Consider the following 23,885-nt stretch of genomic DNA (forward strand, 5'->3'; position numbering starts at 1 on the left):
AAGTTTCCAGGCTGTGTTTGGAGGATCATGATAATAATAATTGTGCTAAGCTGTTAGATGAACAAAGAATAATCCAAAAAGAAGAGTAGGGTGTTTGATCCCATGTGGGTTTAGCCGCGGTGACGAATCTTTCGCAGGATCGGCAGCGATCCTGTATCATTTATTATGTTTTATAGTAGTAGGGATATTATGATGATAAATTATTTTGTTTTCTTTATGAAGAATAAAAGGTAAAGCCCAAAGGAGTGGTTCCTATGGATTTTCACTATAGCAGCGGCTTGTCTAGTTGTGATGACCTGTTTGAGCTGTATGATTCCGTAGACTGGAATCGTTATCTTCAATTATCAAAGGAAGAGTTAGAAAAAGCAGTAGTCCAAAGCTGGTATGTCATTAATGCGTATAAGAAAGAGAAATTAATTGGTACTGGACGCGTTATTTCAGACGGTGTGATTAATGCCTGTATCTGCGGTATCGTCGTCCATCCAAGTTATCAAAAACAAGGAATTGGATCTGAAATCGTTCGAAGGCTAGTGGATAAGTGTCGGGAAGGGAATCTACATATCCAATTGTTTTGTAGTGAAGACAACATCGCTTACTACAAAAAGCTAGGCTTCGAAGTTTTTGCAGTGGGAATGATGGACAGAAGGTAGCATTCTATGAATGCTGCAGTATGGAAGACACGGCGCTAAAAGTAATCACTCCGAAAATCCCGCTTCTACAATCATTTTTTCAATCCCCCATTGTAACAATTGGTCAGATAGCGTTCCAGGCTTTTGACTGGCATCCTTCATCAGTACTTCGGTAAATGCTTTTTTAAATCCTAAGCGAGGATAGGCTTCCAATATTTCCTGAACTCGTTCAGACGGCAGATCTTGTATATGAAAATGTCCGATATCAAACCCCGCTCCAAAGTGGACTAATGCGATTTCAGGTCGCTTGGATTCTGCTTCAACCATCGTATGCAAAATGATAGCTTCGCGAACAATATCAAGCTTTTCCTGAGGGTAGCGGTGGGAAAGAAGAAATTCTTCCGCGGCTTTGGCTCCATCCTGTTCAAAAGAGCATCCACGATCACATGCATGCGTCAGTCCCAAGTCATGCATGATCGCTCCAATGTAGAACAATTCCAAATCGACCTTTAATTTTTCACGTTCACCTAATAATCGACCAAAGTGATAGGTACGGCCGCAATGGTTGAAGAGAAAATCAGGTGACAGCTCTTTAACAAGCTGGGTCGCCTTTTGACATAGGGCCGAATCAGGAATGATAAGTTGGTAACTCATGTGCATCCTCCTTTTCAAATACATGAATGTTGGGAGCTCTGTCCTTGCTTTATAGGTTATACAGCCGGTAACCCTTTCAGCGTTTGGGCATGGCGGTAAACCTCGTCAGCTCGCAGCGGGCCGCCGTGACCCAAATAAAAGGTGTGGTGACCGGCTGAGAGTAAGCGCAGAAGCTCTTCGGCTACCCGGTGCGGATCGTCTTCGAATGGCGGGCGTATGGCGTGGCGCTTCCTCATGATGCCGCCTATCAAAATGCCTGAGGCCAAAAGATCGCCCACGACAGCTTCTTTCGACTCCAGTTCCACCGAAATAGATCCGGAGGTATGCCCAGGAGTATGGGCGGCCTTGCCGGGTATACCATAACGAGACAAATCGATGGCCTGTTTTCCGGAAATCAGTACATCCGGCGTGAATGTTTCATAAGGCTGAAGGATGAAACCCGTTTTTAAAAACAACCGGGCAAAACGTCCCGTTGGGCAGAAGGACATCTGTTCTTCCCGGCTGTAATACTTGGCGTCGTCTTCATGGGCAAGTATGGGAGCTCCTGAGAGTTCTCGCATTCTTGCAGCACTGCCGGCATGATCAACGTGTGCGTGCGTGATGATGATGAGCTTGATATCCTTGAAGGTCAGCTTCTCTTTCGCCAGAGTTCTTCCTATTTTCTGCTCGGAACCCGGTATTCCTGCATCGATCAAGACACACCCGTCCGGACCAAGCAGCAGATGGGCGTTAACCATGTACATCGGAAGAATGGGAATGCGGACAATTTTCACTTGATCCATTAAGAATGCACCACCTCTAAAAAAATACCGAACCGTTCGGTTTTTTACAGCATACCAAATATTTCTCGAATAGGCCACAGAAATGTTAATATGAAACCAAATCATATTATTATCGTGACTACGGGGGTTGGCTTTCATGCGTAAGGGCGAGAGGACGCGTCAGCATATTATTGAAAAATCAGCCGGATTGTTTAATCAAAAAGGGTATGCCGGCTCTTCGATACAAGACATCATAGAAGTCACCGGATTGACCAAAGGCGGCGTCTATCGGACATTTTCCAGTAAAGACGAAATTGCGCAGGAAGCGTTCGATTACAGCTTGCGGATTGTGATGGAGCAATTCTTGAAGGCTGCCGAAGAAGCGGAGACGGCGATAGACAAGATTATGGCGGTATGCGCGGTATACGAAGATCCTGTCAACCATTCTCCGATCGAGGGTGGCTGTCCTTTGCTCAACACGGCGGTGGAGGCGGATGACGGATATCTCCCTCTCAGAGAGAAAGCGGCCGCCGCGCATGGTCAATTCACAGCGTTTCTTCAAAGCATATTAGACAAGGGGATCACCAATGGGGAGCTGTCGTCAGGTCTCAATACAGAAGCTGTCGCATCATTCGTGGTTTCTTCGTTGGAAGGCGGGGTCATGGCAAGCCGACTAACCCGGGATAACAAGCACGTCGGGTTCGTGTTTCAACAGATTAAACTTGTCCTTTCGACTTATCAAAACGGTGCCACCTTCAGATAAGGTGACAAGCCATTTCCTTTATCCGAAAAAAATGGGCTATAGGCAAGTTACCTAGAACAGGTTTCTGCAATATGTTATCTGTATAAGCGAAAGGGGGGGGAGTGAGCTTGGGGAGACGAATAAAACATACTTCACGTGACGTGGATGCATTAGCGAAGCTTATGTTGGCGGAAGCGATTGGTGAAGGCGCCTTAGGGATGAACATGGTGGGAACCGTTGTGGCCAATCGGGTCGAGGCTGACTGTGATCCAGACTTCAGAGCGCTGCGTGAAATTAACCATGCGATTTATCAAACCATACCTGGAACCGGAATTCCTCACTTTGAGCCAGTCTTAAATGGAACATTGTACACACAACGTCCCAGAGAAGAAGACCTCCAGAGAGCCAGGAATTTGTTGCATGGTTACAGGGATCCGCGAGCCAGGATGAGCTTATGGTTTTTTAACCCGAGCCCGGGAAAGAGATGGAGAGCGCCATGTTCTCCCACGATGCCAAGATCCCCTATGACAAGGTTCGTTTACGCACACAGGAATCATTGTTTCTATGTCGGTGTACCTGGCTATTGTCCAGAGTTTTATAGATAATGATTAAGGAGCTGAATTTTCCTATGGCTTGTGGATACTACAGTTTTTATCCGACGAATAATTATTCTGGTTTTTATCCAGAATCCATCATGCGGAACAATCTCACTCAAGGCTTCCCCGCGACTATGCATTCTGGACCCGCGTATGCCCAACCCGTGGTCCCGATGGGGACGGGGCAGCAGTTTCCGACGGGTGTAGTGGAAGAATCATTTATCGAAAATATCATTCGCTTCAATAAAGGCAAGGTCGCTACGTTCTACTTCACTTACCAAGGTAACGACCAGTGGAACGCCAGAGTGTACCGCGGTCGCATAGAAACGGCTGGTCGTGACCACATCATCATCAGCGACCCGGACAGCCTGCCATCCAGCCCCAAGGGTAAACGTCACCTGCTGCTGATGGCAAATCTGGACTGGATAGAATTTGATGAAGAAGTGATCTATCCTCTTCCGGAGCAGCCTAAAGTCCCCCTGATGACATCGGTGTGAGTAACGAAAAAATCGACTTGTCCCAAAGGATCGATCCGACTAATGGATCGATCCTTTTATTATACTTTTGTTATCTGATGCCCGTGGTGAAAAAAGGGTCCTTGTACGGAGCTGCTGCGCACAATCCGGGTTGGATAGATCTGCATATTCTGTTGTGTTGTAAGTGAGTTCACTCAAGGAAATGATCTCCTGGCATTTATGATATTTATTAGGAGGGAATGAAAATTAGCGATCAAGGCAAGAAGGGCTGGCAGAAACGTTATAAACGTGGCACGGCAAACTCCCAAAAGGGGATCATTGACCACAAGGATCAATTCACCAATGAACTTGAGGCTGAACCAACTAAGCAGGAAGTTCATCCTAAAAAAAACAAACCCCACAACCTTCGAGAATGGCTCCTGCGACATTTCAATAAGCCGGACATATAAAATAAAAGGTTGGTTATTCAGCGATGAATATGGACATGCCGAACAATGCCTGTTTTGGATGCAAAGAGTAAAGGCCCAGCCTAAGTCGTTCATCACGCTTAGGCTGGGCCTTTGTGGAATGAAGCGAAGGAATACATAACGTGTCTTCCAATATACACACGAGAGTTTTTTGTTTACGATTCCATCATGTACGGTACGAATCTTATGTCCCTCGCCGAGATCGAATGTGTTAAGGAGCAAATGGATTATCCATAGAGAGAGAATAGTGGGTAAATATGTTATTATTGGTATAACTTAGCCGCTATTGAATCGCATATTTCCACCAAGGAGGGATCAAGTTCCGATGAATTTAGCCGTCAAGTTGATGCAAAAATTCAAAGACCGCGATAGCCGGAATAGGCTGAAAGTCTATCAGGACAAAACGGAGCTCATCAGGAAACGGAATTTGAAAGCATGGGACGATCAGCAGCTTCAAGCGGAATCCCTCCGGCTGCAAAAAGAAGCAAAATCGGGTACCCCTTTGGATGAGCTGCTTGTCGATGCTTATGCGTTAGTATGCGAGGCAGCGAAGAGAAAGCTCGGATTACAGCCTTACGATGTCCAGATCATGGCTGCCGTCGCTCTGCACGAGAGATTTGTAATCGAGCAGCATACCGGTGAAGGAAAAACACTCTCTGCTGTTATGCCTGCTTATCTAAATGCGCTGACCGGCGAAGGCGTTCATGTGCTGACTTTTAACGATTATTTGGCAAAGCGAGATGCGGTGTGGATGGGTCCGATCTATCGGTTCCTCGGGTTAACGGTAAAATCGGTTCAAGCGGGTATGAGCCTGTTTGAGAAACAGGAAGCGTATGCCAAGGATATAACCTATGTTACGGCCAAAGAGGCGGGATTCGATTATTTGCGCGACACGATCGCACTAACCGAAGCCGATACCGTGCACCGTCCTTTCCACTACGTCATCGTCGACGAAGCGGATTCACTGCTGCTCGACGAAGCGCGGCTGCCGCTGGTCATCTCGGGCGAGTCGGGCTCTTCCAGCGACGATCGCATTCGTTTCGCAGAAGCGGCTCGGCAGCTTAAGCCAGATGAACATTACGACTTCGATGAGTTCCAGCGGAACGTGTACCTGAATGAAGCAGGCTCAGCGAAAGCGGAGGCACTGCTGGGATGCGGTAATTTGTACGATAGCCATAACAGTCATTTGTTAACGTCATTGAATTGCGCGCTGCATGTGGAATCGTTATTAAAAAAAGATGTCGATTACATCGTCCGGGACGGTAACATCGAGCTGATCGAAGAATATACCGGACGCGTGGCGGAGAACAGGTATTTGCCTGACGGGCTGCAAGCCGCGCTTGCGGCCAAAGAAGGACTGCAGTCGGAAGCCGGCGGGAGAATTCTCGGGATGATCACCCTTCAACACTTCATTAGCCTGTATCCGAAGATTTGCGGGATGACGGCTACCGCGCACGCTTCCGCTATGGAATTCCAAGATATTTATGCGCTGCAGGTCGTGCAGATTCCGCCGAACCGGCCCAACATACGCATCGACCATCCGCACCGGATTTATACCCATAAAGAAGCCAAGCTTAAGGCGCTTGTACATGAAATCTCGTCCGTCCATGCGACGGGACGCCCAATTCTCATTGGTACGTCAAGCGTCGAGGAGTCTGACATGCTGGCGGAGGCGCTAGCGGCTGCCGGTGTACCCAGCCATGTTCTGAATGCGAAAAACGACGCAGAAGAAGCCGATATTATCGCAAAAGCGGGAGAAATTGGCGCCGTGACGGTGTCTACCAATATGGCGGGACGCGGCGTCGACATTCGGCTTGGCGGGGGCAACCCCGCGCAAGCCGAAGTGGTCGCCAAGCTGGGCGGGTTGTACGTGATTGGTACGCATGTGAATGAAAGCGTGCGGATCGATGACCAACTGCGCGGGCGTTCCGGCCGCCAAGGAGACCCTGGAGGTTCCGTATTTTTCATAAGCTTGGAGGACGAGCTGCTGCTTCGGTTCGGCATCAATAAAGCGATTCGCGCTCCCAGGCAGGATGAGGCTCTCGAAGATCCGGTGCTCCGCAGCCAAATCGCGCATATTCAGCGTGTTGTTATGGGCCAAAACTTCCATATATGCCAAGAATTGAACCGTTATTCGGATATGGTGGAGGATCAGAGGCGAATTTTATACGAGGAACGGCTCGGAATATTGAAAGGCGAGAAGCCGATGAGCCCTTCGGAGCAGCGGGTACGGCTTTTTTATATCGACGAGTTCTGGGCTGACCATCTGGCATACGTTTCTTACACTCGCGAAGGCATCCACTTGGAGAGTCTTGCCAGCGGCAATCCGATCGACGAATTTCATGCGCGAATCACTCAAGCATACGAGCAAATTCCGTTTAAAATCAATAGCGAGTCGGAACATATGCTTGCACGGCTCGAAGGTTCGAATGATCCGGCGAAGTGGGAAGCGTTCGGTCTGAAGAGCCCTACTTCCACTCGGACATATATCATCAACGATCAATACATCCAGAATAAGCGCAGCTCATGGACCCCAATGACTGTATTTGCTTTTGGGATCCGCAAGATTTTGAGGCCGCTATTCAGGCTGTCAGAATTTTGATGCAGCGCAGCTTTGTCAGGGAGGATCGGAATGATATATCAGCTGCTTATTATATGAATAAAGACTCCGCGGCAGCCGGCTAAGAAGATGACATACCGGAAATAGATACCGGTTTGATTCCGAAATTTGCGGCGCACCGATGAATTTACGGTGACTCGAACGTCTACAGGTATGAATCGCAAAACGCACTCAATCCAAACTCTAGGAGGAACCAACGATGACGGTCAAACTTACCCCTTACATTAATTTGGAGGGGCGCGCGAAGGAAGCCATTCAGTTTTACGAGCAAACCATTGGTGCCGAGATTCTTTCCTTTGCGACTTACGGAGACATGCCGAACATGCCTGATACGTTTACCGACGATCAGAAGGGTCTTGTGGCGCATGCGAAACTGAGAGTGGGTGAATCGGAGCTGATGTTTTCGGATGCGCCCGGAGGCTCGCCGATCGAAACCGGGAAACGGGTGACGATCTGCATTACGACGAACGACGTAGAGAAGTCAAAGCGGTTCTTCGATGCTTTGCGGCAAGACGGACATGTCAATATGCCGTTTCAGGAGGAATCTTTCAGCCCCGGATTCGGCGACGTCACGGACAAGTTCGGCGTGACCTTCCAGATCTACACGGAGATGTAAACCAAACCTTGCGAAGAAAGAGCTGCCCACCATGAACAGCCCCCCGTCAAGTAGACAGTACAAAAAATAAAAATCTTAAGCGGCCTTGGTCCTGTATTCCATTGGACTGAGGCCGTTTAGTTTTGCTTGTAATCGTTCGTTATTGTAAAAATCGATGTAAGCCAGAATGTCTCTCTCAAGCTCCTCAAAGGTTTGGTAAGTGTGTAGATAATACTTCTCGCATTTTAAGGTCCCCCAGAAGGATTCCATCGGCCCGTTATCGATACACCGCCCAACCCGGGACATACTTTGAGTCAGTTCGTTATCGTCCAAAAGCTTTTTGAAGTCAAGTGAAGTGTATTGAAATCCTCTGTCACTATGAAGCATTGGTTTGCTTCCTGGAGCTGCTTGCAAGGCTTGCTTCAACGTCTCGAAAACAAGTGGGTTGTTGTTGGAATGCCCCACTACTCTGGAGACGATGGATTTATCATGAAGATCGAGAATCGCGCTTAAATACGCTTTCTGACCGTTGCCGTATTTAAATTCTGTTACATCCGTTACCCATTTCTCATTGGGTTCAGCTGCTTGGAAATTACGATTCAGCACATTCTCGGCCACGTGCTGGGGAGTAGAATGAGGGTATTTCTTTCTCTTCCTGCGGATGACCGACTGGATTCCCTTGACTTTCATCAGCCGGTACACGCGTTTATGGTTAATCGTCTGTCCGGTTTCCTTGCGCATGTGGAGTGTTAATTGGCGGTACCCAAAGGTTTTCTCTACTTTTTCATATATGGACATCATCATCTTTGTCAGCCGCTCATTCTCCTGCTCACGAGAGCTGGGTTTGCGGTTTAACCATTTGTAATAGCTTGAGCGTGCAACTCCTGCGACTTCACACAGAAGTTGAATGCTGATCGACTCCTCTTCCTGAAGCGCTTGGATGGCAAGGTAGACGTTCTCTTGGCGATATTGGCTTAGCTTCGCCTCCTTTGGATTTCCCGTAACTTTTTTAGAAATGCATTCTCCGCCCGAAGCCTCTCCATTTCGTATTCCATCTTCTTCATCTCGAGCTTCTGGCGATCTGCCTCCGTCATCTCTTCCGGCGCCTTCTTTCGCCCCCGGCCATCCTTTAAAGCATCCGCACCGCCGGCTTCGAATTTCTTCACCCATTGATATACTTGCTGGTAGGAGACCTGAAACTGGCCAGCTGTCTTATGATAGTCATGCTGATGTGCCAGGCAATAGTGGACGATATCGATCCTCTCATCCCACGTAGTAGAGCGACCCTTTGTCATAGCTTGTGCTTCCCCTTTGTAGGCTTTTAAGCTGCTATGACCATTATACTTCTTAATCCAGTTAGAAAGCTGCGTTGTACTTGAGATCCTGTATTTGTCGATGATCCGGTATTTTGACAATCCACCCTCTACATAATCTTTCACCGCTTGAAGCTTCAGCTCAGCGCTGTAACTTCGATTGCGAGTACTTCTTTCCAGTCCTTCATACCCATATAGCTTATAACGACGCTGCCATTTCATTAAAGTTGTTTTATTCATACCGTATCTTTTGGTTGCAGCGATAAAACCAATTTTTCCACTTGAAACTTCTTCAAGGATAGCAAGTTTCTCCGTAGCACAGTATTTTTCTTTAGACATGAAAAAGCTCCCCTTACAGTAACAGGTTTTTTATTATTTCACCTGTCTACCGTATGGGGAGCGTATCACCATCCGGTGGCGCTGCTCTTTTTTTATATACAAACGAATTCTTCAATAGGTATTATAGTATTGAAGAATTCTTCCATAAAAGGTGGGCACCGCAATGAACGTAACCGCACCAGAACTTCAGTTATTTGACGACTTGAAGCCCGAGTTAACCTCGTTTTGCTATAGGATGCTAGGGTCTATCGATGACGCAGACGATGCCGTGCAGGAAACCTTCATTCGCGTCTGGCAAAGCTGGAATTCCTTCCGACAGGAATCCTCATTTAAAACATGGGTCTATCGGATCGCATCCAATATATGCCTGGACAAGCTAAGACAAAAAAAACGCCGCATTCGCCCCGTAGACTTCTCCGGCCCTGCGGAATCCATTGTCGAACCTCGCGAGACATTCCCTGACTCGTCTTGGATCTGGCCGGCCCCTGACTTTTCGAATAATCCGGAAGATATTTTCATCCGTAAAGATACACTGCATATCTGTTTTATTACACTCTTACAGATCCTGCCACCCCGTCAACGTGCGGTGATGATTTTGAAGGATGTATTCGAGTGGCCCTCCAAGCAGATCGCAGAGACGTTAGGCATGTCGCCGGCAGCGGTAAACAGCGCTCTGCAGAGAGCCAGAGATACGCTTACGCGGGAACAGCTCCGATCCGATGAATTGAACAGGAGCGAAGAGGCACCGGATCAGGAATTGCTGTCGCGTTATGTGGAAGCCTTCGAGCAATTCGATATCAACGCCTTGGTCGCCTTGTTCCATGAAGAGGGCCGGATGTCGATGCCGCCTTTCCCCATGTGGGTGCGCGGCAAGGACGATTTGTTCAAGTTCTTCACGCTTACGCGCAGTCATTGCGAGGGATCCCGGTTTGTGCCGGTTACGGCGAATGGCGGTTTCCCTGCGTTAGCGCAATATATGCCGAGCAGGGATGAGGAAGGCTTGGTCCCTTGGGGGATTCACATCTTAGAAGTGAAAGACAACAAAGTATTCCACGTCCAAAATTTCATTAATCGAAAATTATTTGCCCGATTCGGGCTTCCGGATCGATTGGACCGATGAATATCGCCGGTTGGCTTCGTCTACAGAAGTGAAAACAAAAACAAGAGAGGGTGTTTTTACAATGAAAACGAATCAACCGACGAAAGTTACCGTGCAGGCCGTCGTTCAAGCGCCGGTAGAGAAGGCATGGAGGTACTGGACCGATCCGGAACACATCACGAAGTGGAATCAAGCTTCAGAGACGTGGCATGCACCGAAGGCGGAAAATGATCTGCGGGTTGGAGGCAGGTTTCTTACCCGGATGGAAGCGAAAGACGGCAGCATGGGGTTTGACTTCTTTGGAATCTACGACGTCGTGAAGCTGCATGAGCAGATTTCATACACAATGGAAGACGGGAGAAAGGTGGAGATCACCTTCATGGATCAAGGGAACGAAACCAAGGTGATTGAAACTTTTGACGCGGAAAGCACCCATTCCATTGAGATGCAGCAGGCGGGATGGCAGGCGATTTTGGATAATTTCAAGAAATATACGGAGGAATCCTAGAATAGGGGGTGATGGTCTTGAAGATCGAGATGAAGACAAATATGGGGATTACGATTGCAAACGACATCTCTAAGGCGCGGCTTTGGACGGCGCGTGCCATGAGCGGAATCGTCGTCCTGTTCATGCTGTTTGATGGGATAGGGAAAATCGCCAAGCCCGCGCCAGTGGTAGAAGGTACGCTTGCACTCGGATTCACCGAGAACCACCTTGCAGCGATGGGAGTTCTAGGTTTGCTCTGCACCCTCCTGTATGCCTTACCGCGAACGCGGTTCTTGGGGGCGCTGCTGCTCACGGGCTACTTGGGAGGCGCGGTGGCTGCACATCTCAGGGTGGATCACCCGTTGTGGTCGCATATGATGTTTCCCGTCTATATCGCCATATTTGCTTGGGGGGCGCTGTGGCTGATCGATCGAAGATTGCGCACTCTTCTCTGGGAACGCGAATAACATTTATACTGCCGCCGAGGAAAAAACGGCGGCTTTTTTTGTTGCGCCGCTGCGGGATTGGCCGCCGTTATATATTGCAATTAGACAGATGATCGGATCCTGCGTAACAGGCGACGTCTCATCGGGAGGACAGGGCGGCCCTTTTTAATTGACGAATTAGGACGATCGTGCTAAAATCCAAATGAATTGGACGATCGTCCTAATATGTTGTAAAATTATGAAGGAGATGTGATCGTGATGTCAAATGACGTATTTGAGCCTGTTCAATTGGGTGACCTGACACTGGCCAATCGGATGGTCATGGCACCGATGACTCGTAATCGTGCCGATGTAAACGGTGTGGTGACGCCCATGATGGTGACCTACTATCAACAACGCGCCACTGCTGGTCTCATCATCACGGAGTCTGTCCCCGTTTCTCCGGAAGCGGTCGGCTACCCGTTCACCCCGGGGATCTACACGGATACTCAAGCGGTTAGCTGGCTCTGCGTGACCGATGCGGTGCACTCGGCCGGCGGCCGAATCTTTCTTCAGCTGCAGCATTGCGGGCGAATCTCCCACCCGAGCTTACAGCCGGACAACGCGACGCCAGTAGCTCCATCGGCGCTGCGGCCGGAGGGGCAAGTTTATACATATAGCGGTAAGCACGATTTTGTAACGCCACGAGCACTTGAGACATCTGAAATTCCGAAGATTGTTGCGCAGTTCAAACGCGCTGCCGAGTTGGCCAAACACGCGGGCTTTGATGGCGTGGAGGTGCACGGCGCTAACGGTTATGTGATCGATCAGTTCCTTCGTGACGGCAGCAACCTCCGCACCGATGCGTATGGAGGCAGCGTGCAGAATCGTATGCGCTTGTTGAACGAAGTCCTCGATGCGGTTTGCACGGTGTGGCAAGCGCAGCGCGTAGGCGTACGCTTGACCCCCGAGAATCGGTTCAACTCCATGTCGGATTCCTCCCCACAGATGCACTTCTCTTATTTCATCAAGCAGTTAAGCAAGCGCGGTTTGGCGTATGTGCATGTACTCGAAGGTGATATGATGGCGAAGAACAGTGAGCTGGACTACCGCGCCTTGCGTTCGAAGTTTTCTGGTCTGTATATCGCGAACAATGGCTATGACTTGGTACGTGCCCAAACGGCAGTACGCAGTGGTGACGCGGACTTGGTTGCTTTTGGAACCCCGTTCTTGGCCAATCCGGATCTGGTAAGGCGCTATCGGGAGAACCTGCCATTAAATGAGGCTGATCAGGCAACATTCTACCAAGGCGGCGAAGCAGGTTACATCGATTATCCCTTTTACCGCGATGAGGAAGAATAAGCAAGCCGACTGACTTTGGAGGTGTGGTCGGCTACGGAGGTTTAGACATGAAGGGTAAAATAACTCGCAAGCACATCGTCGAAATGGCCGACCGGTTGTTCTATCAACGAGGTTATGAACATACCTCCTTAGCGGATATTGCCGATTTCGTTCAAATTTCCAAAGGGAACTTCTATTATCACTTCAAATCGAAGGATGAAATACTGGCTGCCGTGATCCAATTGCGACTTGAGAACACACGGAACATGCTCATGCAATGGGAAGATGAAGGAGAGAAGCCTGAGGATCGTATAAAGAGCTTTATCCACATTCTGATTACGAACCAAGTTGATATTAAAATGTACGGTTGCCCGGTAGGCACGCTGTGCACAGAACTGACGAAGCTGAATCATGCCTCAAAGGCGGAGGCCAACGAGCTGTTAACCTTGTTTCGGACCTGGCTGAGCCGGCAGTTCGTGCTGCTCGGCCTCGAAGCAGACGCCGACGAGCTGGCGCTGCATCTCCTGGCCCGAAGCCAAGGGGTCGCCACATTGGCGCAAGCGTTTCAGGATGAGGAGTTCATCAAGCATGAGGTAGAGCAGATGTGTGACTGGTTGAGCTGTAAGGCGAGCGCCAGACAGCCTGCACACGAAACAGGAGTGGGTCCATGAACGCGACGACAGTGGGACATGATGGTAAACTGCGCTGCCGCTGGTGCGAAGCCGCGCCGGAGTTTCTCCATTATCATGATACCGAATGGGGATTTCCGGTCAGCGACGATCGACGGTTGTTCGAGAAATTAAGTCTGGAGGGCTTCCAATCCGGACTGAGCTGGCGCACCATACTTGTGAAACGTGAGAACTTCCGAGCAGCCTTCCATCATTTTGACATCGATCAAATCGCACGCTATACGGAGCATGACCTCGACCGACTGCTCGAGGATAAAGGCATCGTCCGACATCGTGGCAAAATCGAAGCCGTTATTCACAATGCGCAGAGGGCGCAGGAGCTCATCAAACGGGAAGGCTCGCTGGCCGCCTTCATCTGGCGGTACGAGCCGGACCGAAGTCAGCTGGCAAAGCCGCAGACCGCATCGACCTCGGCACAATCGATCGCGCTCTCGAAGGAGCTCAAAAAACAGGGCTGGAAATTCGTCGGTCCTACTACGGTATATGCATTCATGCAAGCGATGGGGTTGATCAACGATCATGTCGAGGATTGTTCGATCCGGATAAAGGTTGAAACTGCGCGCCAACATTTCCAGCCTCCCGGATAAGGGATGGCATCGTTCGCTAACGTCAACGTCAGGTAGTCAAGCCAGGTCGAACCGAATTCAAAATCGTCCAACAGTGATATTATATGACGATCTCATATACATTTACGTTTGTCTTCATGTAGGTAAGAGAATAAGATATATTAAGATAAGAAGAACGGAGGAATGAAATGGGAAAAGGAAAAGAAAAAGAAATACAGGAATTCAATGCACGTTTTGATGAAGAGATTGTTGAGATTGCAGGCGTGACAGAAGCTTGCGGAGTCGGAGCTGGTAAGGGAATGGGTCAAGTCATGTGGAACCCGTCCATTAATTTAATTGCGTGGAAACGGATAGGGGAAGATGAACCACTTATACGTGATAGAACACGCTTGGAATGGCTTGTAAGCAATAGTGAACTGTCAAAAGCAAAAGATGTCCTTCAAGCCAACAGTCTGGTAAGGCTGAGAGTCCGAATTGGAGAAAAATCTCTTATGTTTATCGAAGTTCTTGATCCGTCATACCAAGATAAAGAACTGAATGTGGTATTAGAGGAATCCTTCAAACCCGTTTTCTATCATGATGAGATGTTAGGTCAATTTGAATTGGACAAGTCGATTGATTTATTTGAAAAAGAAGTTCAATTCGATGGAGAAAGAGTAGAACTCCACTTTGAGTGGCAATCGGATGAGAACCAAATGAAGTTGGCACTTCAAACAGCCTATTCGTTGTTTGGTGATCAGGAAGGGTGGAACAAGAGATTAAAAGCCTATGCGGCAGATGAATTGCTCGATTTGGCAAATGATTGGTTAGAGCAAGAAGATGAGCCTCAGTACGAAGAAATAACGGAAGAGATATTCATCAACTCGATTAAAATCTGGACAATCTCTGTCTATCCAGAGGGCAGGTTCACTGTTTATTATTCAGACGGAGACTTGTTCTGGGGGCATTCGATTTGTGTTAATGGGAACATCAGTGGCGAGTTTGAATCAGCCCACATTTGAAACAGAAACGTAGAATTGGGGTCGAGCTTCGGGTCGGCTCTTTTTGCAGAAGGCCGCCAATCCATAGAGATCATGTTTGAATTTGAAGATCTTCCCATGAGGTATCCCCCGGTCTAAAAAAAGCTTGAACATGACGTTCCCCTTTAGAAACGTCCAAACCATAACCGGATTCATTACACCACTCCTAATGATAATCTCACCGGTAACCCCTGACCTTCTTGTCTTCCACATTATCGCATGTGATACGGGATCCCCGGCAACCGCTATCTTACGACCACAGAAAAATGAGGTCGACCAGGTCAAGCTCCCGAGTTTTCTTGCTCCCCAAAGGGGCCCATATTAACGGTTACCACCTCCATAACGTCTTCCACTATCGATTCCAACGAGCGGACTTTAGTGTCCCTGCTCCATTGTAAAGCCGATCCAAATACGCCCCAACTGACGACAAGAGCCAAAACCTCTAGCTTTTCTTGCGGGAGGCACTGGTTGGGCTTCGAATTAAGCCATTGCAGCAGGAGACGATACAATTCCTTTTGCATGGCTTTTTCAAGCAGCGGTTCGAATTGTCTGTCTCCCGGCGTGATGTACTGTCGAAACCGTACTTGAAATTGAAAGATGGTTTGAACAAGGATGCGCAGACTCCCCTGACTGAAAGGTGAATCATCCGGCAATTTTTTCCTGATGATGATTTTAAATTTCTCTGTCATCCAATACTCGAGAAAAGCAAACTTATCTTCAAAATGAGCATAGAAGGTTGCGCGGTTGACAGACGCTCGAGCCGCAATGTCATGAACGGAAATGGAATAGAGGTTCCTCTTTTCGTCGAGCAGATCGTTAAAGGCTTGTATAAACAACTGACGGGTTCGTTTGACACGAGGGTCGTTGGGGTTTACCGGCATACAAAACCACGCTTTCTTGGGATCTCAATAGTAGACAAAACGACGATTGTGTCGGGAACCTAACAAAACTGCCTCTTTGCTGGTTGTTCACAAGGCTCAATCCTTATATCTTTTGTCTATACCCTATATCGTTGCACAGAACCGCATTGTATGCAAAGCAAATCTTATGTAATGGAAAGGATGAAGGTAACATGCTTATCGTAACTGGAGCAAATGGAAATTTGGGCAGAGGCGTGGTTGAGCAATTGCTTAAGCGGGTACCTGCTGAGCAGATTGGTGTCAGTGTCCGAGATGTGAATAAGGCAAAGGAGTTAATGGCTCAGGGGGTTCGTGTTCGTCACGGCGATTTTGATGATGCGGAGAGCTTGCTTTATGCTTTTGAAGGAGCGTCGCAGATTCTTCTAGTTTCGTCTGGTATTTTGGGAGAGGCAGGTATCCGCCAGCACCAGACCGCGATTCACGCGGCAAAGAAGTCCGGCGCGGGTAGGGTGCTGTACACGAGTCATGTGGGCTCTTCATCGACGTCGTATTTTCCGCCTATGATTCACCACGCGGCGACGGAAGCCTTACTTCAAGAATCGGGCATGCCCTACACGTCTCTTCGCAACGGATTTTATGCCTCCTCATTGATTAGCTTAATCGGTGAAGCCATCAAAACGGGAGAGTTGATTGTTCCCGTGGACGGTCCGATTGCCTGGACAACGCACGCGGATTTGGCTCAAGCCACGGCCGTTATGCTAACCGAGCAGCACTGGGACGGCTCATCCCCCAATCTAACGGCGTCTGAAGCAATGGACATGGAGGGGGTTGCGGCGATGGTTTCGGATATAGTCGGCCGACCTATCTACCGCAAAGTCGTACCGGACGAAGCGTATCGGGAGTATCTGACCGCTCAAGGTTTTCCGGAAGCGCGCATTGCGATAACCATGGGATTATTTCGTGCTAGCCGCAACGGGGATTTCGCGCGAACGAGTAATGCATTGGCCGAGCTGATCGGTCGCCCCCCGATGAAGCTAAGGGATTTTTTGAAAGCATCTATAGCTCATATGAATCAATAAATTCAGTCAGGCCAGACCTGTTCACATTAGCAATCCATGAGAAGCCGGGCACGCTGTTGGAAGATAAAATGTAGATATAAAAGAGACTGCAAATGGAACGTTTAATCCTGATGAAGTAATGATGTGCGAGGAAAACCAGGGAGGAGAGTCAGTCGCATGGCAAAGATCGTTTACGCATTGAACATGTCTCTGGACGGGTTCGTCGACAACATGGCATTTCAGCCCGACCCCGTGCTATTCCGTCATTTCATCGACGACGTGCGCGGCCTGGCCGGAAGCCTGTACGGGCGCCTTATGTACGAGACCATGCGGTATTGGGACGGAGACCGTTTGGAATGGGATGCACCGGAACGAGAATACGCAGCGGCTTGGCAAAGCAAACCGAAGTGGGTGGTGTCGAGGACGTTAAAGTCCGTCGGTCCGAACGCTTCTCTGATCGAGGGCGACCTCGCAGCGGCCATACGTGAGTTGAAGGCTCAGCATGAAGGAGAGATTGAAGTTGCCGGGCCGGAGTTGGCGCACAGTTTAACGGAGCTCGGTCTCGTTGATGAGTATCGACTTTATCTCCATCCCGTCGTGCTGGGTCATGGCAAGCCGTTCTTCGCCGGTCCGCGGCCGCCGCTGCGCCTCGTGGCAAGCGATCGAATTGGCGAGCAGGTGATCAGATTGACCTACGTACCAGTTTAGTTATCGAGGAACGATAGCTTAATAACAACCAGGATGAAGCTGCCGGTGCACGATCGGCAGCTTCAGTATTTCAACGGCAGTTTACTGCAACAAAATCACCTTGTTTTCATCCACCTTAGAGAAAGTGACAAAGGGGGGGGGCTGAGCTTGAGACGATAACTGTTTTTGATGATTTCACTCTTGCTCGTAAGCACTTTTTTTGCACCAGGAGCTATACATGCCGACTAGGCATATAATTTTGTTGTGAATAAGGGAAAAACTTATATCATAACGGACGATCGAGTAGAAGAAGAGCAGATCGATTTACGGATTGGTAAAGTGACGGAATATTCGGACCAAGAAGGCACATATTGGGGTAACTTTTCGAATTACTTTCCTAAGGGTACTGAACTATATAACATCAAAGGTGTTAACATCGATGAGGCAATTGCCATAAAAATCAATGAGGAATCCTTTATAAAAGCGGACTATAAAGGTGAATATGCTGGTTCCTGGTTCGATATTTATTGGAAAAATGTATACTGCCGGTGGATTCTTACTAATCATTGGTATTTTTATTGTGAAAGTAAATCGGAAATAAAGAGTGGATTCATTGAAGTAACGGAGAATGATAGCTTTAGAAGGAAATCAAGGCGGATCTGTCGCCACCCCACTGCTTTACCTGCAATGTGTCTTACACCTCTCAGTTGTAATCAGCCTCCTGCTTTCTATATTCTCAAATAAACTGCGGCTGATTAATTTACTAAGAAACAGATCGTAGCACGAACTAAATGAAGTAGGGAGTTAGTGAAAATTTGAGCAAATTAATAGCCCTGACGATATAGAAATTTTTCAAGGAGCAATAAAGCAAGCAACCGAAGTGGAGGAAATAATTGATTATCTTAGCTTGTTTCATATGAAAGTAACATTTGAGGATGGTACAGAAAAGAAATATATATTGAACATCGTGGACGAAGATGGGTAAAAAGGCTTACTTGTTGATACAGCAACCAGTGAGCAGTCTTACATCATACCTGAGAGTATAAGCGAGGCGTTAAGGAAGATGATCTTCACTAAATAATCGATAGCACAACAACCAGGGAGTAGTTCGCCGCGCGGCAGCTGCTCCCTTCTTCGTGAAAGTAACGAGCAGAATAGTTCCAATATGTGGTAATATAAACATGAATAAAAGGCTGGAGTATTAGTTAAATGCAACCACAATTCTACAGTTGGCCCAGATAATCGAGCACTTACTATAAGTTTAAGCCTATAAAAGGAGGTGCGTTGTGCAAAAGTTGATAAAGCATTCTCTTTCAGTCGGGATCACAATGAATATTTTAGCTTCCCTCTATAAGTTAAATGTTTTTGATTTTTCCTTTTTAGGAATGGAACAAGGTTCGGAAGATGGTTATGTTAGGCTCTGGGCTAACGTAAGTTTTTTATTAGGGATACCCATATCCATTTTGACTATACCTCTTCTTTACAGAAATGTGATGTTAAAGAAAATAATAGCTGTGATCTTACTGTTATTTGGGTTAGCATCAATCATAATACAGGGACCACCTATATTTTGGTGGACACTTACGGGGCTCGGAAGACCTGGATATCTACTTGTTGATTTGCTTCATATAATCTTGCTTGTGATGTCTGTTACATTAATAGTTCATATTTGTTACGTATTCAAATATAACAAATGGAGAAGAGCAAATGGAGATCTTCATGTTACGAAGTGGAAAAACCAATATAAATAAGTGGAATGATGTAGAGGTAATGAAATGGTAAAGTATGTAAATAAGTTTCTTTTTCTGCTATTTCTCTTTACTTCTACGATCCTTATAAGCTGTGGGAAAGAACCTGTTCCCATTCCCACAGCTACTGCAATGACAGACATTGGCATTTCATTAACACCGCATCAAATGGGATCGAACTGGGAAGGAAACCTAGGGTACAGTACCCGATTGGCTTTAAAAGATAAAGGAAGCCGATGTCGTTACACCCAACTCCAAAATTACAATCACCTATGATACTCCACCAAAAGAAAACACTGTGGAGCTTATTTTTATGTCGACATTTGAAGTAGATGACCGCGGCAGTATAATGAAAAGTAAAAAACGGTCTCGAAAATACTAAAAGGACCCGAATCAGCAACTTTAGCGCGAGTTTCCAGATGTGGGAGTGAAGAATTGCTATGCTTCAAAATCCAACATTAAGAAGTCTTAGATTAAGTACTATAATAAGCTTGTTTTTATTTGTTGTTTATTTAATAAACAGCATGTATCCATTTCTCTCTCTAGGACCCGAACAATATAAGGTGGATAATTCAATCCTAACATGGATGCTATTTTCCGCTGTACTCCTTTGTTTTCATTGGTTCCTCTACTTGTACGGTAGAAAACAGAAAAATGCAATGTATCAATTTCTTTTGCAGAACGCATTTAATATCACTTGTTTACTTTATCTGTCTTTGCAGGCCCCGCCAATATATTGGTGGTACACCACCCATGATAGTTTTCCTATGCCGATCCCTATATTGATGATCCCAGTTCATGGCGTGCTAGCCATCGTTTCTTCAAGTGCAATCTATAGAGTAATAAAGAATGGGTTATAGAACTATATTTACCAGGCCATCGGTACTCAGCTCATTAAAGTAACTGGAGACGATAGCACAACAACCAGGGAGTAATTCGCCGTGCGGCAGCTGCTTCCTGGTCGTGTTGAAGTAACGGACAGGATAACACGGCTGATCTTTAAGAAATGATCTGCTTCGTTTGCCTCCGGTATGGTGGTTCGGTTGCTTTTTCCTCGTTATCCGAAAGGAACAAGAAACAAATAGTTAATAAGTTGCGTCTTGGAGTTACCCTTGAACCTGTAATGAGTAGAAAGGCCGTGCTCTTGGGATTGGCTTGTGTTTGATTCGAAAATGAAACAGCAATCGTGAGGTTATGGAAAATGATTGAATACAAAAATGGAAAAGAATATTGGAACGGGGAAGAATGCACATCAAATTTTGTTTATCGAACGTTAGCTGATATGTACCCTTATGATTATGAGCAGTATTGTAAAGAGTCATTTGAATTTAAACGAAAGCATACTGTTTTGCAATGCGCTGATTGTTATTATCAATGGGTGCATGATCGTGGCAGTGCGATAGCTGCTAAGAATTGTCCCTCCTGTAAATCAACACAGCTTCGGAGACTATAGAAGCAGGTAGCCGTGAACGCGAATAAGAGAGGAGGATCACGGAAAGCATGGAGCAAATTAGCATCAACAGCAAAGTTGCGATCAGTTTAGCATATGCCGAGCGGACGCTTGACTACCTCGAGAATGAAATTCGAGACAGAAAGTATGATCAAGCATTTGAGAAATTCCGTATGATCATTCGCAAGGGCCATGAATGGCTTGCGGGAAACCATGTCGATTGGGATGAGGTTTACCGCATGTGCAACGATGATGAAGAAGAGTATGGATGCTTTGACTTTATTGCGAATGCGGAGGTGACAGAACGCTACGAAACGGCTTCGATCGTTTTGATCTGGAGCATCTATTACTTCATGTATCAATGCGCTCATCGGTCTAACGAGCGGTATTTCCCCCAGGATTTATGGGATGGACATCTGCCCGAGGAGGAAGAAACCAAGATGTTGAACTCGCTGCATTGCGATGTCAGCAAGTATCTGTTACCTGAAGCTTGCGAGGAGCTTCGTACAATTGAAACGAAGTACAGACATTCAATATCTTAACACCTAATCTGCAAGAGATCATATGAAAACCCCGGCAGAGCAGTTTTATTCTTTTGCTCAAAGAGACGGTCGTCCTGGCTGGTATTGGAAATGCAAGGCCATGATTGATTATGATTTGTCGGAGGATAAGAACATATATTCATTAAGGGCTGCATAAGTTGCGGTTTTTTCTTTTTAAGGATATATGTTCTTGTCCAAAGTGCATGACAAGAACATATATCCTTAGCTGTAAATGACAAGAACATGTATTCATTGCCGTATAGCTCAAAATTCTCGGTGATCGTTCAACTAGAGGGAGTATAACGCAATGGACCATATATTTACTCGAATACAATACCCAATGGCCAACATGCGGGAGATCTTGCATTGCGTCTGTGCCAGCCATTCTCGGGAAGATGAGCAAAGGGCTCTATGAGAGATCGGTAGAAGACATGTATCGGATGAAGAAAAAGAAGTCGACCTTCTCGTTGGTCTACTTCTACTTATACTATTGTGCGGTCAGGATCTGTGGACCTTCAACTGTGATGGAGATCGTATGCTCGTATTGGGCAGCGAGCTTGTGGTCGAGGGTCCGGGCAGTCCAGCCGTCTGCATCGATTGTCATGTGGTAGGTTCCTTCGGTGACCATAGGCTCGATCGTGAACACCATACCTTCTTTGGTGCGGGGGCCTTTGCCCGGTTTGCCGACATGCATATAGTTCGGATCCTCGTGCAGGTCCCGTCCGATGCCATGCGCGAGAAGGTCGCTTACGACGCCGAAGCCGTTCGATTCGGCATGCCGCTGGATCGCGCTCGTCACGCATGGACATCGTTAATCCTTATAGAATAAGACCTGGTTGAAAAAAAGGGGCAGCTTTATGAAATATAAAAAAAGTCAGAGGAGAATTGGGGCAATCATTTTAATAGCCATAGTTATTACTCCGTTCCTCTATGTTCAAATTAATAAGGTGATATATGATCAAAGAGTCACGAATTACCTCATTGATGTAAAAGGATACAAGACGGATGATATTAAGTCAGTAAAGGGTGTTTGGGGAGTAGCACTACCTCCTTTTTTACGCAGTTGTGATCTTCGCTGATGAACCGTTAGTGGAGTATATTTACTTCGCCCACAATAATGTTGTGCAGTTTAGTTATAACATTACTGATGAGGGAAAGCAGAAAGGAATTACCGAAGCGGATTTAAAGCATCTTGTTCCTTTAAGATGAGATTATACATCTTAAATTAAAGGAGGATCGTGGATATTTTTTAGGGAGGGAATATGAAGAAAATAGTCTTTCCGGGTTGATTTTGTTCCCTGTATTAGGCAATCTGGTCTTGAGAAAAAGGCAAAAAAAGAGAAAAATTATTATTGACCAAACGTTCTGGAAATGCTATGATGATTTCAGATCAAATAGTCAAAAATAAAGGAGGCAGCAACCAAAGAGGAGGCATGAAGCAGGTCAGATGCAGGGGAGTATCCGGAAAGGAGCGCAGGATATATTCCGGAACCATCTGAAGCATGTAGCTGACGGCTTTATTAAGGCGTGGGTAGAGTTGTGGCAGGAAGAGGAATTTCCATACGATCCGGCAGGCTCCCAGGGAAAGAAGATCGGCAAGCTCGAGTTGTACGACTACATGAAGGATGTACCGAAACGTTTCGACAGAATTTTAAGGAGCTGGTATTTCATTCAATGGCGGGTCCGGAGCTCGTCAAGGCAATAGGGCTGTATCGGGAGACGGGCAATCCGCACAACCAGACGTACATTAGTGTCGTGGAGAAGAGAGACGGCCTCATAAAACAGTACCGTGATTTCTGGTTAAACTTCAGCTCATCGCTAGTACAGCCTGCGACTTGGCATTAAAAGTTAAAGAAAAATAATTATTCACCAATTGTTCCGGAATAGGCATGAAGAGTGTATAAACAATAGGAGGTGCTAAGAGTACGGTAAGAACGAATATTTTTTTGAGGTTTTCGGACTGAATGGTCTGAATAAAACAACCAGTTCAAGTCGCTCCTAATCACACGCTACCGTGATTTCTGGAATCCACTTGTGGCGATTGAATCGGTAGGCAGCGTGAACGATGCGGTTCGTTTCTCGGAGTAGTGCCGCTGACGGAAGTGTAATCTTTTCTTTCAACAAATCAGACCGTTTAGTCAAAATAAAAATAAACCGATTAACTGGAGGAACTAACCATGACAAACCAAATGATGACGCAAGAAGCAGTACGTGAGAGAGCGCAGCAAGCCTTCCGCAACCACCTGAAGCATCTGTCCGGTGGAGACATTAAGGCGTGGGTAGAGCTCTGGGAAGAGAACGGCGTGCTTGAGTTCCCTTACGGCCCAGCAGGATTCCCGGATCGCAAAGAGGGCAAGGCCGAGCTGTACGATTACATGCAGAACTTCCCGAAACACTTTGAAGTCCAGTTCACCGATCTGGAGTTCCATCTGACAGTGGACCCTGAGCTAGTGGTCGCAGAGTTCAAGTCGCTCGGCAAGCACCGGGAGACGGGCAATCCGTATAACCAGACGTATATCAGCGTTGTGGAGACAAAGGATGGCCTGATCACACGCTACCGTGATTTCTGGAATCCACTTGTGGCGATCGAGTCGGTCGGCAGCGTGAACGATGCGGTTCGTTTCTCGGATTAAGCCGAGGGAGAACGACTGGAACTCCTTCCTGTCTACCATTATTTACCCCTTCTTGACTGAACGTTCTAATATGGGTAGCATAGAAGAGG

24 protein-coding genes and 1 pseudogene are annotated in these 23,885 nt (G+C 47.1%); 20 read left to right on the forward strand and 5 right to left on the reverse strand.

Annotation, left to right across the window (positions count from 1 at the left end):
* Window positions 1-254: 254 nt before the first annotated feature.
* Window positions 255-650 carry a GNAT family N-acetyltransferase gene (locus PM3016_RS17645; protein ID WP_014370354.1) on the forward strand — a complete coding sequence of 132 codons (396 nt, stop codon included), beginning with the start codon at window positions 255-257 and terminating at the stop codon, window positions 648-650.
* 45 nt (window positions 651-695) lie between these two features.
* On the opposite strand, the gene PM3016_RS17650 is transcribed toward PM3016_RS17645, so the two are convergent.
* Together PM3016_RS17650 and PM3016_RS17655 are read right to left on the reverse strand one after the other, a co-directional pair.
* On the reverse strand, window positions 696-1,283 hold the full coding sequence (locus PM3016_RS17650) for an HD domain-containing protein (protein WP_014370355.1): 588 nt from the start codon (window positions 1,281-1,283) through the stop codon (window positions 696-698).
* A gap of 56 nt (window positions 1,284-1,339) precedes the next feature.
* Window positions 1,340-2,065: an MBL fold metallo-hydrolase gene (locus tag PM3016_RS17655; RefSeq protein ID WP_014370356.1), complete on the reverse strand. Its 726-nt coding sequence runs from the start codon at window positions 2,063-2,065 to the stop codon at window positions 1,340-1,342.
* A 136-nt stretch (window positions 2,066-2,201) separates the two neighbouring features.
* Here PM3016_RS17655 and PM3016_RS17660 point away from each other — a divergent pair, with 136 nt between their 5' ends.
* The 6 genes from PM3016_RS17660 (at window position 2,202) to PM3016_RS17680 (ending at window position 7,561) form a co-directional block, all read left to right on the forward strand.
* Window positions 2,202-2,807 carry a TetR/AcrR family transcriptional regulator gene (locus tag PM3016_RS17660; protein ID WP_014370357.1) on the forward strand — a complete coding sequence of 202 codons (606 nt, stop codon included), beginning with the start codon at window positions 2,202-2,204 and terminating at the stop codon, window positions 2,805-2,807.
* 161 nt (window positions 2,808-2,968) lie between these two features.
* Entirely contained in the window at window positions 2,969-3,391 is a 423-nt protein-coding gene (locus PM3016_RS37420) for a cell wall hydrolase (RefSeq protein ID WP_274380025.1), read from the forward strand.
* Entirely contained in the window at window positions 3,391-3,879 is a 489-nt protein-coding gene (gerQ, locus tag PM3016_RS17665) for a spore coat protein GerQ (RefSeq protein WP_016362648.1), read from the forward strand. Before PM3016_RS37420 ends, gerQ begins: the two co-directional genes overlap by 1 nt.
* A gap of 218 nt (window positions 3,880-4,097) precedes the next feature.
* The gene (locus PM3016_RS17670) at window positions 4,098-4,307 is read left to right on the forward strand and encodes a hypothetical protein (protein WP_041619160.1); all 210 of its coding nucleotides are present in this window, start codon (window positions 4,098-4,100) and stop codon (window positions 4,305-4,307) included.
* 343 nt (window positions 4,308-4,650) lie between these two features.
* Window positions 4,651-6,927 carry an accessory Sec system translocase SecA2 gene (gene secA2, locus PM3016_RS17675; RefSeq protein WP_014370359.1) on the forward strand — a complete coding sequence of 759 codons (2,277 nt, stop codon included), beginning with the start codon at window positions 4,651-4,653 and terminating at the stop codon, window positions 6,925-6,927.
* 217 nt (window positions 6,928-7,144) lie between these two features.
* The gene (locus tag PM3016_RS17680; RefSeq protein ID WP_013917073.1) at window positions 7,145-7,561 is read left to right on the forward strand and encodes a VOC family protein; all 417 of its coding nucleotides are present in this window, start codon (window positions 7,145-7,147) and stop codon (window positions 7,559-7,561) included.
* Window positions 7,562-7,636: 75 nt separating this feature from the next.
* Here the strand turns inward: PM3016_RS17680 and PM3016_RS41410 are convergent.
* Window positions 7,637-9,192 (reverse strand): IS3 family transposase gene (locus PM3016_RS41410; protein ID WP_420798945.1). Its coding sequence is split into 2 segments (ribosomal slippage): window positions 7,637-8,541 and window positions 8,541-9,192, totalling 1,557 coding nucleotides; the frame shifts between segments, so codons are not numbered across the junction.
* A 163-nt stretch (window positions 9,193-9,355) separates the two neighbouring features.
* Here PM3016_RS41410 and PM3016_RS17695 point away from each other — a divergent pair.
* The 7 genes from PM3016_RS17695 (at window position 9,356) to PM3016_RS17725 (ending at window position 14,800) form a co-directional block, all read left to right on the forward strand.
* Complete coding sequence (locus PM3016_RS17695) at window positions 9,356-10,312, forward strand: sigma-70 family RNA polymerase sigma factor (protein ID WP_014370360.1); 957 nt, start codon at window positions 9,356-9,358, stop codon at window positions 10,310-10,312.
* Between the two features lie 61 nt (window positions 10,313-10,373).
* Window positions 10,374-10,799, forward strand: a complete 426-nt coding sequence (locus tag PM3016_RS17700; RefSeq protein WP_014370361.1) for an SRPBCC family protein — start codon at window positions 10,374-10,376, stop codon at window positions 10,797-10,799.
* A gap of 11 nt (window positions 10,800-10,810) precedes the next feature.
* Window positions 10,811-11,245: a DoxX family protein gene (locus tag PM3016_RS17705; protein ID WP_187298019.1), complete on the forward strand. Its 435-nt coding sequence runs from the start codon at window positions 10,811-10,813 to the stop codon at window positions 11,243-11,245.
* A gap of 237 nt (window positions 11,246-11,482) precedes the next feature.
* Complete coding sequence (locus PM3016_RS17710) at window positions 11,483-12,565, forward strand: alkene reductase (protein ID WP_014370363.1); 1,083 nt, start codon at window positions 11,483-11,485, stop codon at window positions 12,563-12,565.
* Between the two features lie 47 nt (window positions 12,566-12,612).
* On the forward strand, window positions 12,613-13,215 hold the full coding sequence (locus tag PM3016_RS17715; RefSeq protein ID WP_013917078.1) for a TetR/AcrR family transcriptional regulator: 603 nt from the start codon (window positions 12,613-12,615) through the stop codon (window positions 13,213-13,215).
* Window positions 13,212-13,820, forward strand: coding sequence for a DNA-3-methyladenine glycosylase I (locus tag PM3016_RS17720; RefSeq protein ID WP_013917079.1), 609 nt, complete (start codon window positions 13,212-13,214; stop codon window positions 13,818-13,820). Before PM3016_RS17715 ends, PM3016_RS17720 begins: the two co-directional genes overlap by 4 nt.
* Before the next feature lie 167 nt (window positions 13,821-13,987).
* The gene (locus PM3016_RS17725) at window positions 13,988-14,800 is read left to right on the forward strand and encodes a DUF2262 domain-containing protein (RefSeq protein ID WP_014370364.1); all 813 of its coding nucleotides are present in this window, start codon (window positions 13,988-13,990) and stop codon (window positions 14,798-14,800) included.
* A 299-nt stretch (window positions 14,801-15,099) separates the two neighbouring features.
* Here the strand turns inward: PM3016_RS17725 and PM3016_RS17735 are convergent, their stop codons facing one another.
* Entirely contained in the window at window positions 15,100-15,699 is a 600-nt protein-coding gene (locus PM3016_RS17735) for a TetR/AcrR family transcriptional regulator (protein ID WP_014370366.1), read from the reverse strand.
* Between the two features lie 191 nt (window positions 15,700-15,890).
* Here PM3016_RS17735 and PM3016_RS17740 point away from each other — a divergent pair, with 191 nt between their 5' ends.
* The 5 genes from PM3016_RS17740 (at window position 15,891) to PM3016_RS17760 (ending at window position 21,163) form a co-directional block, all read left to right on the forward strand.
* On the forward strand, window positions 15,891-16,757 hold the full coding sequence (locus PM3016_RS17740) for an SDR family oxidoreductase (protein WP_014370367.1): 867 nt from the start codon (window positions 15,891-15,893) through the stop codon (window positions 16,755-16,757).
* Window positions 16,758-16,913: 156 nt separating this feature from the next.
* Window positions 16,914-17,444, forward strand: coding sequence for a dihydrofolate reductase family protein (locus PM3016_RS17745; protein WP_014370368.1), 531 nt, complete (start codon window positions 16,914-16,916; stop codon window positions 17,442-17,444).
* Window positions 17,445-17,687: 243 nt separating this feature from the next.
* Window positions 17,688-18,167 (forward strand): hypothetical protein, encoded by a 480-nt coding sequence (locus tag PM3016_RS17750; protein ID WP_238540543.1) that lies wholly within the window; start codon window positions 17,688-17,690, stop codon window positions 18,165-18,167.
* A 542-nt stretch (window positions 18,168-18,709) separates the two neighbouring features.
* Window positions 18,710-19,174 carry a hypothetical protein gene (locus PM3016_RS17755; RefSeq protein WP_014651156.1) on the forward strand — a complete coding sequence of 155 codons (465 nt, stop codon included), beginning with the start codon at window positions 18,710-18,712 and terminating at the stop codon, window positions 19,172-19,174.
* Window positions 19,175-20,671: 1,497 nt separating this feature from the next.
* Window positions 20,672-21,163, forward strand: a complete 492-nt coding sequence (locus PM3016_RS17760; RefSeq protein ID WP_014370369.1) for an Imm6 family immunity protein — start codon at window positions 20,672-20,674, stop codon at window positions 21,161-21,163.
* A 487-nt stretch (window positions 21,164-21,650) separates the two neighbouring features.
* Here PM3016_RS17760 and PM3016_RS17765 read toward each other — a convergent pair.
* A pseudogene (locus PM3016_RS17765) lies at window positions 21,651-21,962 on the reverse strand (M24 family metallopeptidase); the annotation flags it as partial.
* A 1,378-nt stretch (window positions 21,963-23,340) separates the two neighbouring features.
* Between PM3016_RS17765 and PM3016_RS17780 the strand changes: the two are divergent.
* Window positions 23,341-23,796 (forward strand): nuclear transport factor 2 family protein, encoded by a 456-nt coding sequence (locus PM3016_RS17780; protein WP_014370373.1) that lies wholly within the window; start codon window positions 23,341-23,343, stop codon window positions 23,794-23,796.
* Window positions 23,797-23,885 lie beyond the last annotated feature (89 nt).

It is taken from the genome of Paenibacillus mucilaginosus 3016 (assembly GCF_000250655.1).
Lineage (GTDB): Bacteria > Bacillota > Bacilli > Paenibacillales > NBRC-103111 > Paenibacillus_G > Paenibacillus_G mucilaginosus.

Coding starts and splice junctions, on each gene's coding strand:
- PM3016_RS17645 (WP_014370354.1), top strand. CDS start 255: ATGGATTTTCACTATAGCAGCGGCTTGTCTAGTTGTGATGACCTGTTT.
- PM3016_RS17650 (WP_014370355.1), bottom strand. CDS start 1,283: ATGAGTTACCAACTTATCATTCCTGATTCGGCCCTATGTCAAAAGGCG.
- PM3016_RS17655 (WP_014370356.1), bottom strand. CDS start 2,065: ATGGATCAAGTGAAAATTGTCCGCATTCCCATTCTTCCGATGTACATG.
- PM3016_RS17660 (WP_014370357.1), top strand. CDS start 2,202: ATGCGTAAGGGCGAGAGGACGCGTCAGCATATTATTGAAAAATCAGCC.
- PM3016_RS37420 (WP_274380025.1), top strand. CDS start 2,969: ATGTTGGCGGAAGCGATTGGTGAAGGCGCCTTAGGGATGAACATGGTG.
- gerQ (WP_016362648.1), top strand. CDS start 3,391: ATGATTAAGGAGCTGAATTTTCCTATGGCTTGTGGATACTACAGTTTT.
- PM3016_RS17670 (WP_041619160.1), top strand. CDS start 4,098: ATGAAAATTAGCGATCAAGGCAAGAAGGGCTGGCAGAAACGTTATAAA.
- secA2 (WP_014370359.1), top strand. CDS start 4,651: ATGAATTTAGCCGTCAAGTTGATGCAAAAATTCAAAGACCGCGATAGC.
- PM3016_RS17680 (WP_013917073.1), top strand. CDS start 7,145: ATGACGGTCAAACTTACCCCTTACATTAATTTGGAGGGGCGCGCGAAG.
- PM3016_RS17695 (WP_014370360.1), top strand. CDS start 9,356: ATGAACGTAACCGCACCAGAACTTCAGTTATTTGACGACTTGAAGCCC.
- PM3016_RS17700 (WP_014370361.1), top strand. CDS start 10,374: ATGAAAACGAATCAACCGACGAAAGTTACCGTGCAGGCCGTCGTTCAA.
- PM3016_RS17705 (WP_187298019.1), top strand. CDS start 10,811: ATGGTCTTGAAGATCGAGATGAAGACAAATATGGGGATTACGATTGCA.
- PM3016_RS17710 (WP_014370363.1), top strand. CDS start 11,483: ATGTCAAATGACGTATTTGAGCCTGTTCAATTGGGTGACCTGACACTG.
- PM3016_RS17715 (WP_013917078.1), top strand. CDS start 12,613: ATGAAGGGTAAAATAACTCGCAAGCACATCGTCGAAATGGCCGACCGG.
- PM3016_RS17720 (WP_013917079.1), top strand. CDS start 13,212: ATGAACGCGACGACAGTGGGACATGATGGTAAACTGCGCTGCCGCTGG.
- PM3016_RS17725 (WP_014370364.1), top strand. CDS start 13,988: ATGGGAAAAGGAAAAGAAAAAGAAATACAGGAATTCAATGCACGTTTT.
- PM3016_RS17735 (WP_014370366.1), bottom strand. CDS start 15,699: ATGCCGGTAAACCCCAACGACCCTCGTGTCAAACGAACCCGTCAGTTG.
- PM3016_RS17740 (WP_014370367.1), top strand. CDS start 15,891: ATGCTTATCGTAACTGGAGCAAATGGAAATTTGGGCAGAGGCGTGGTT.
- PM3016_RS17745 (WP_014370368.1), top strand. CDS start 16,914: ATGGCAAAGATCGTTTACGCATTGAACATGTCTCTGGACGGGTTCGTC.
- PM3016_RS17760 (WP_014370369.1), top strand. CDS start 20,672: ATGGAGCAAATTAGCATCAACAGCAAAGTTGCGATCAGTTTAGCATAT.
- PM3016_RS17780 (WP_014370373.1), top strand. CDS start 23,341: ATGACAAACCAAATGATGACGCAAGAAGCAGTACGTGAGAGAGCGCAG.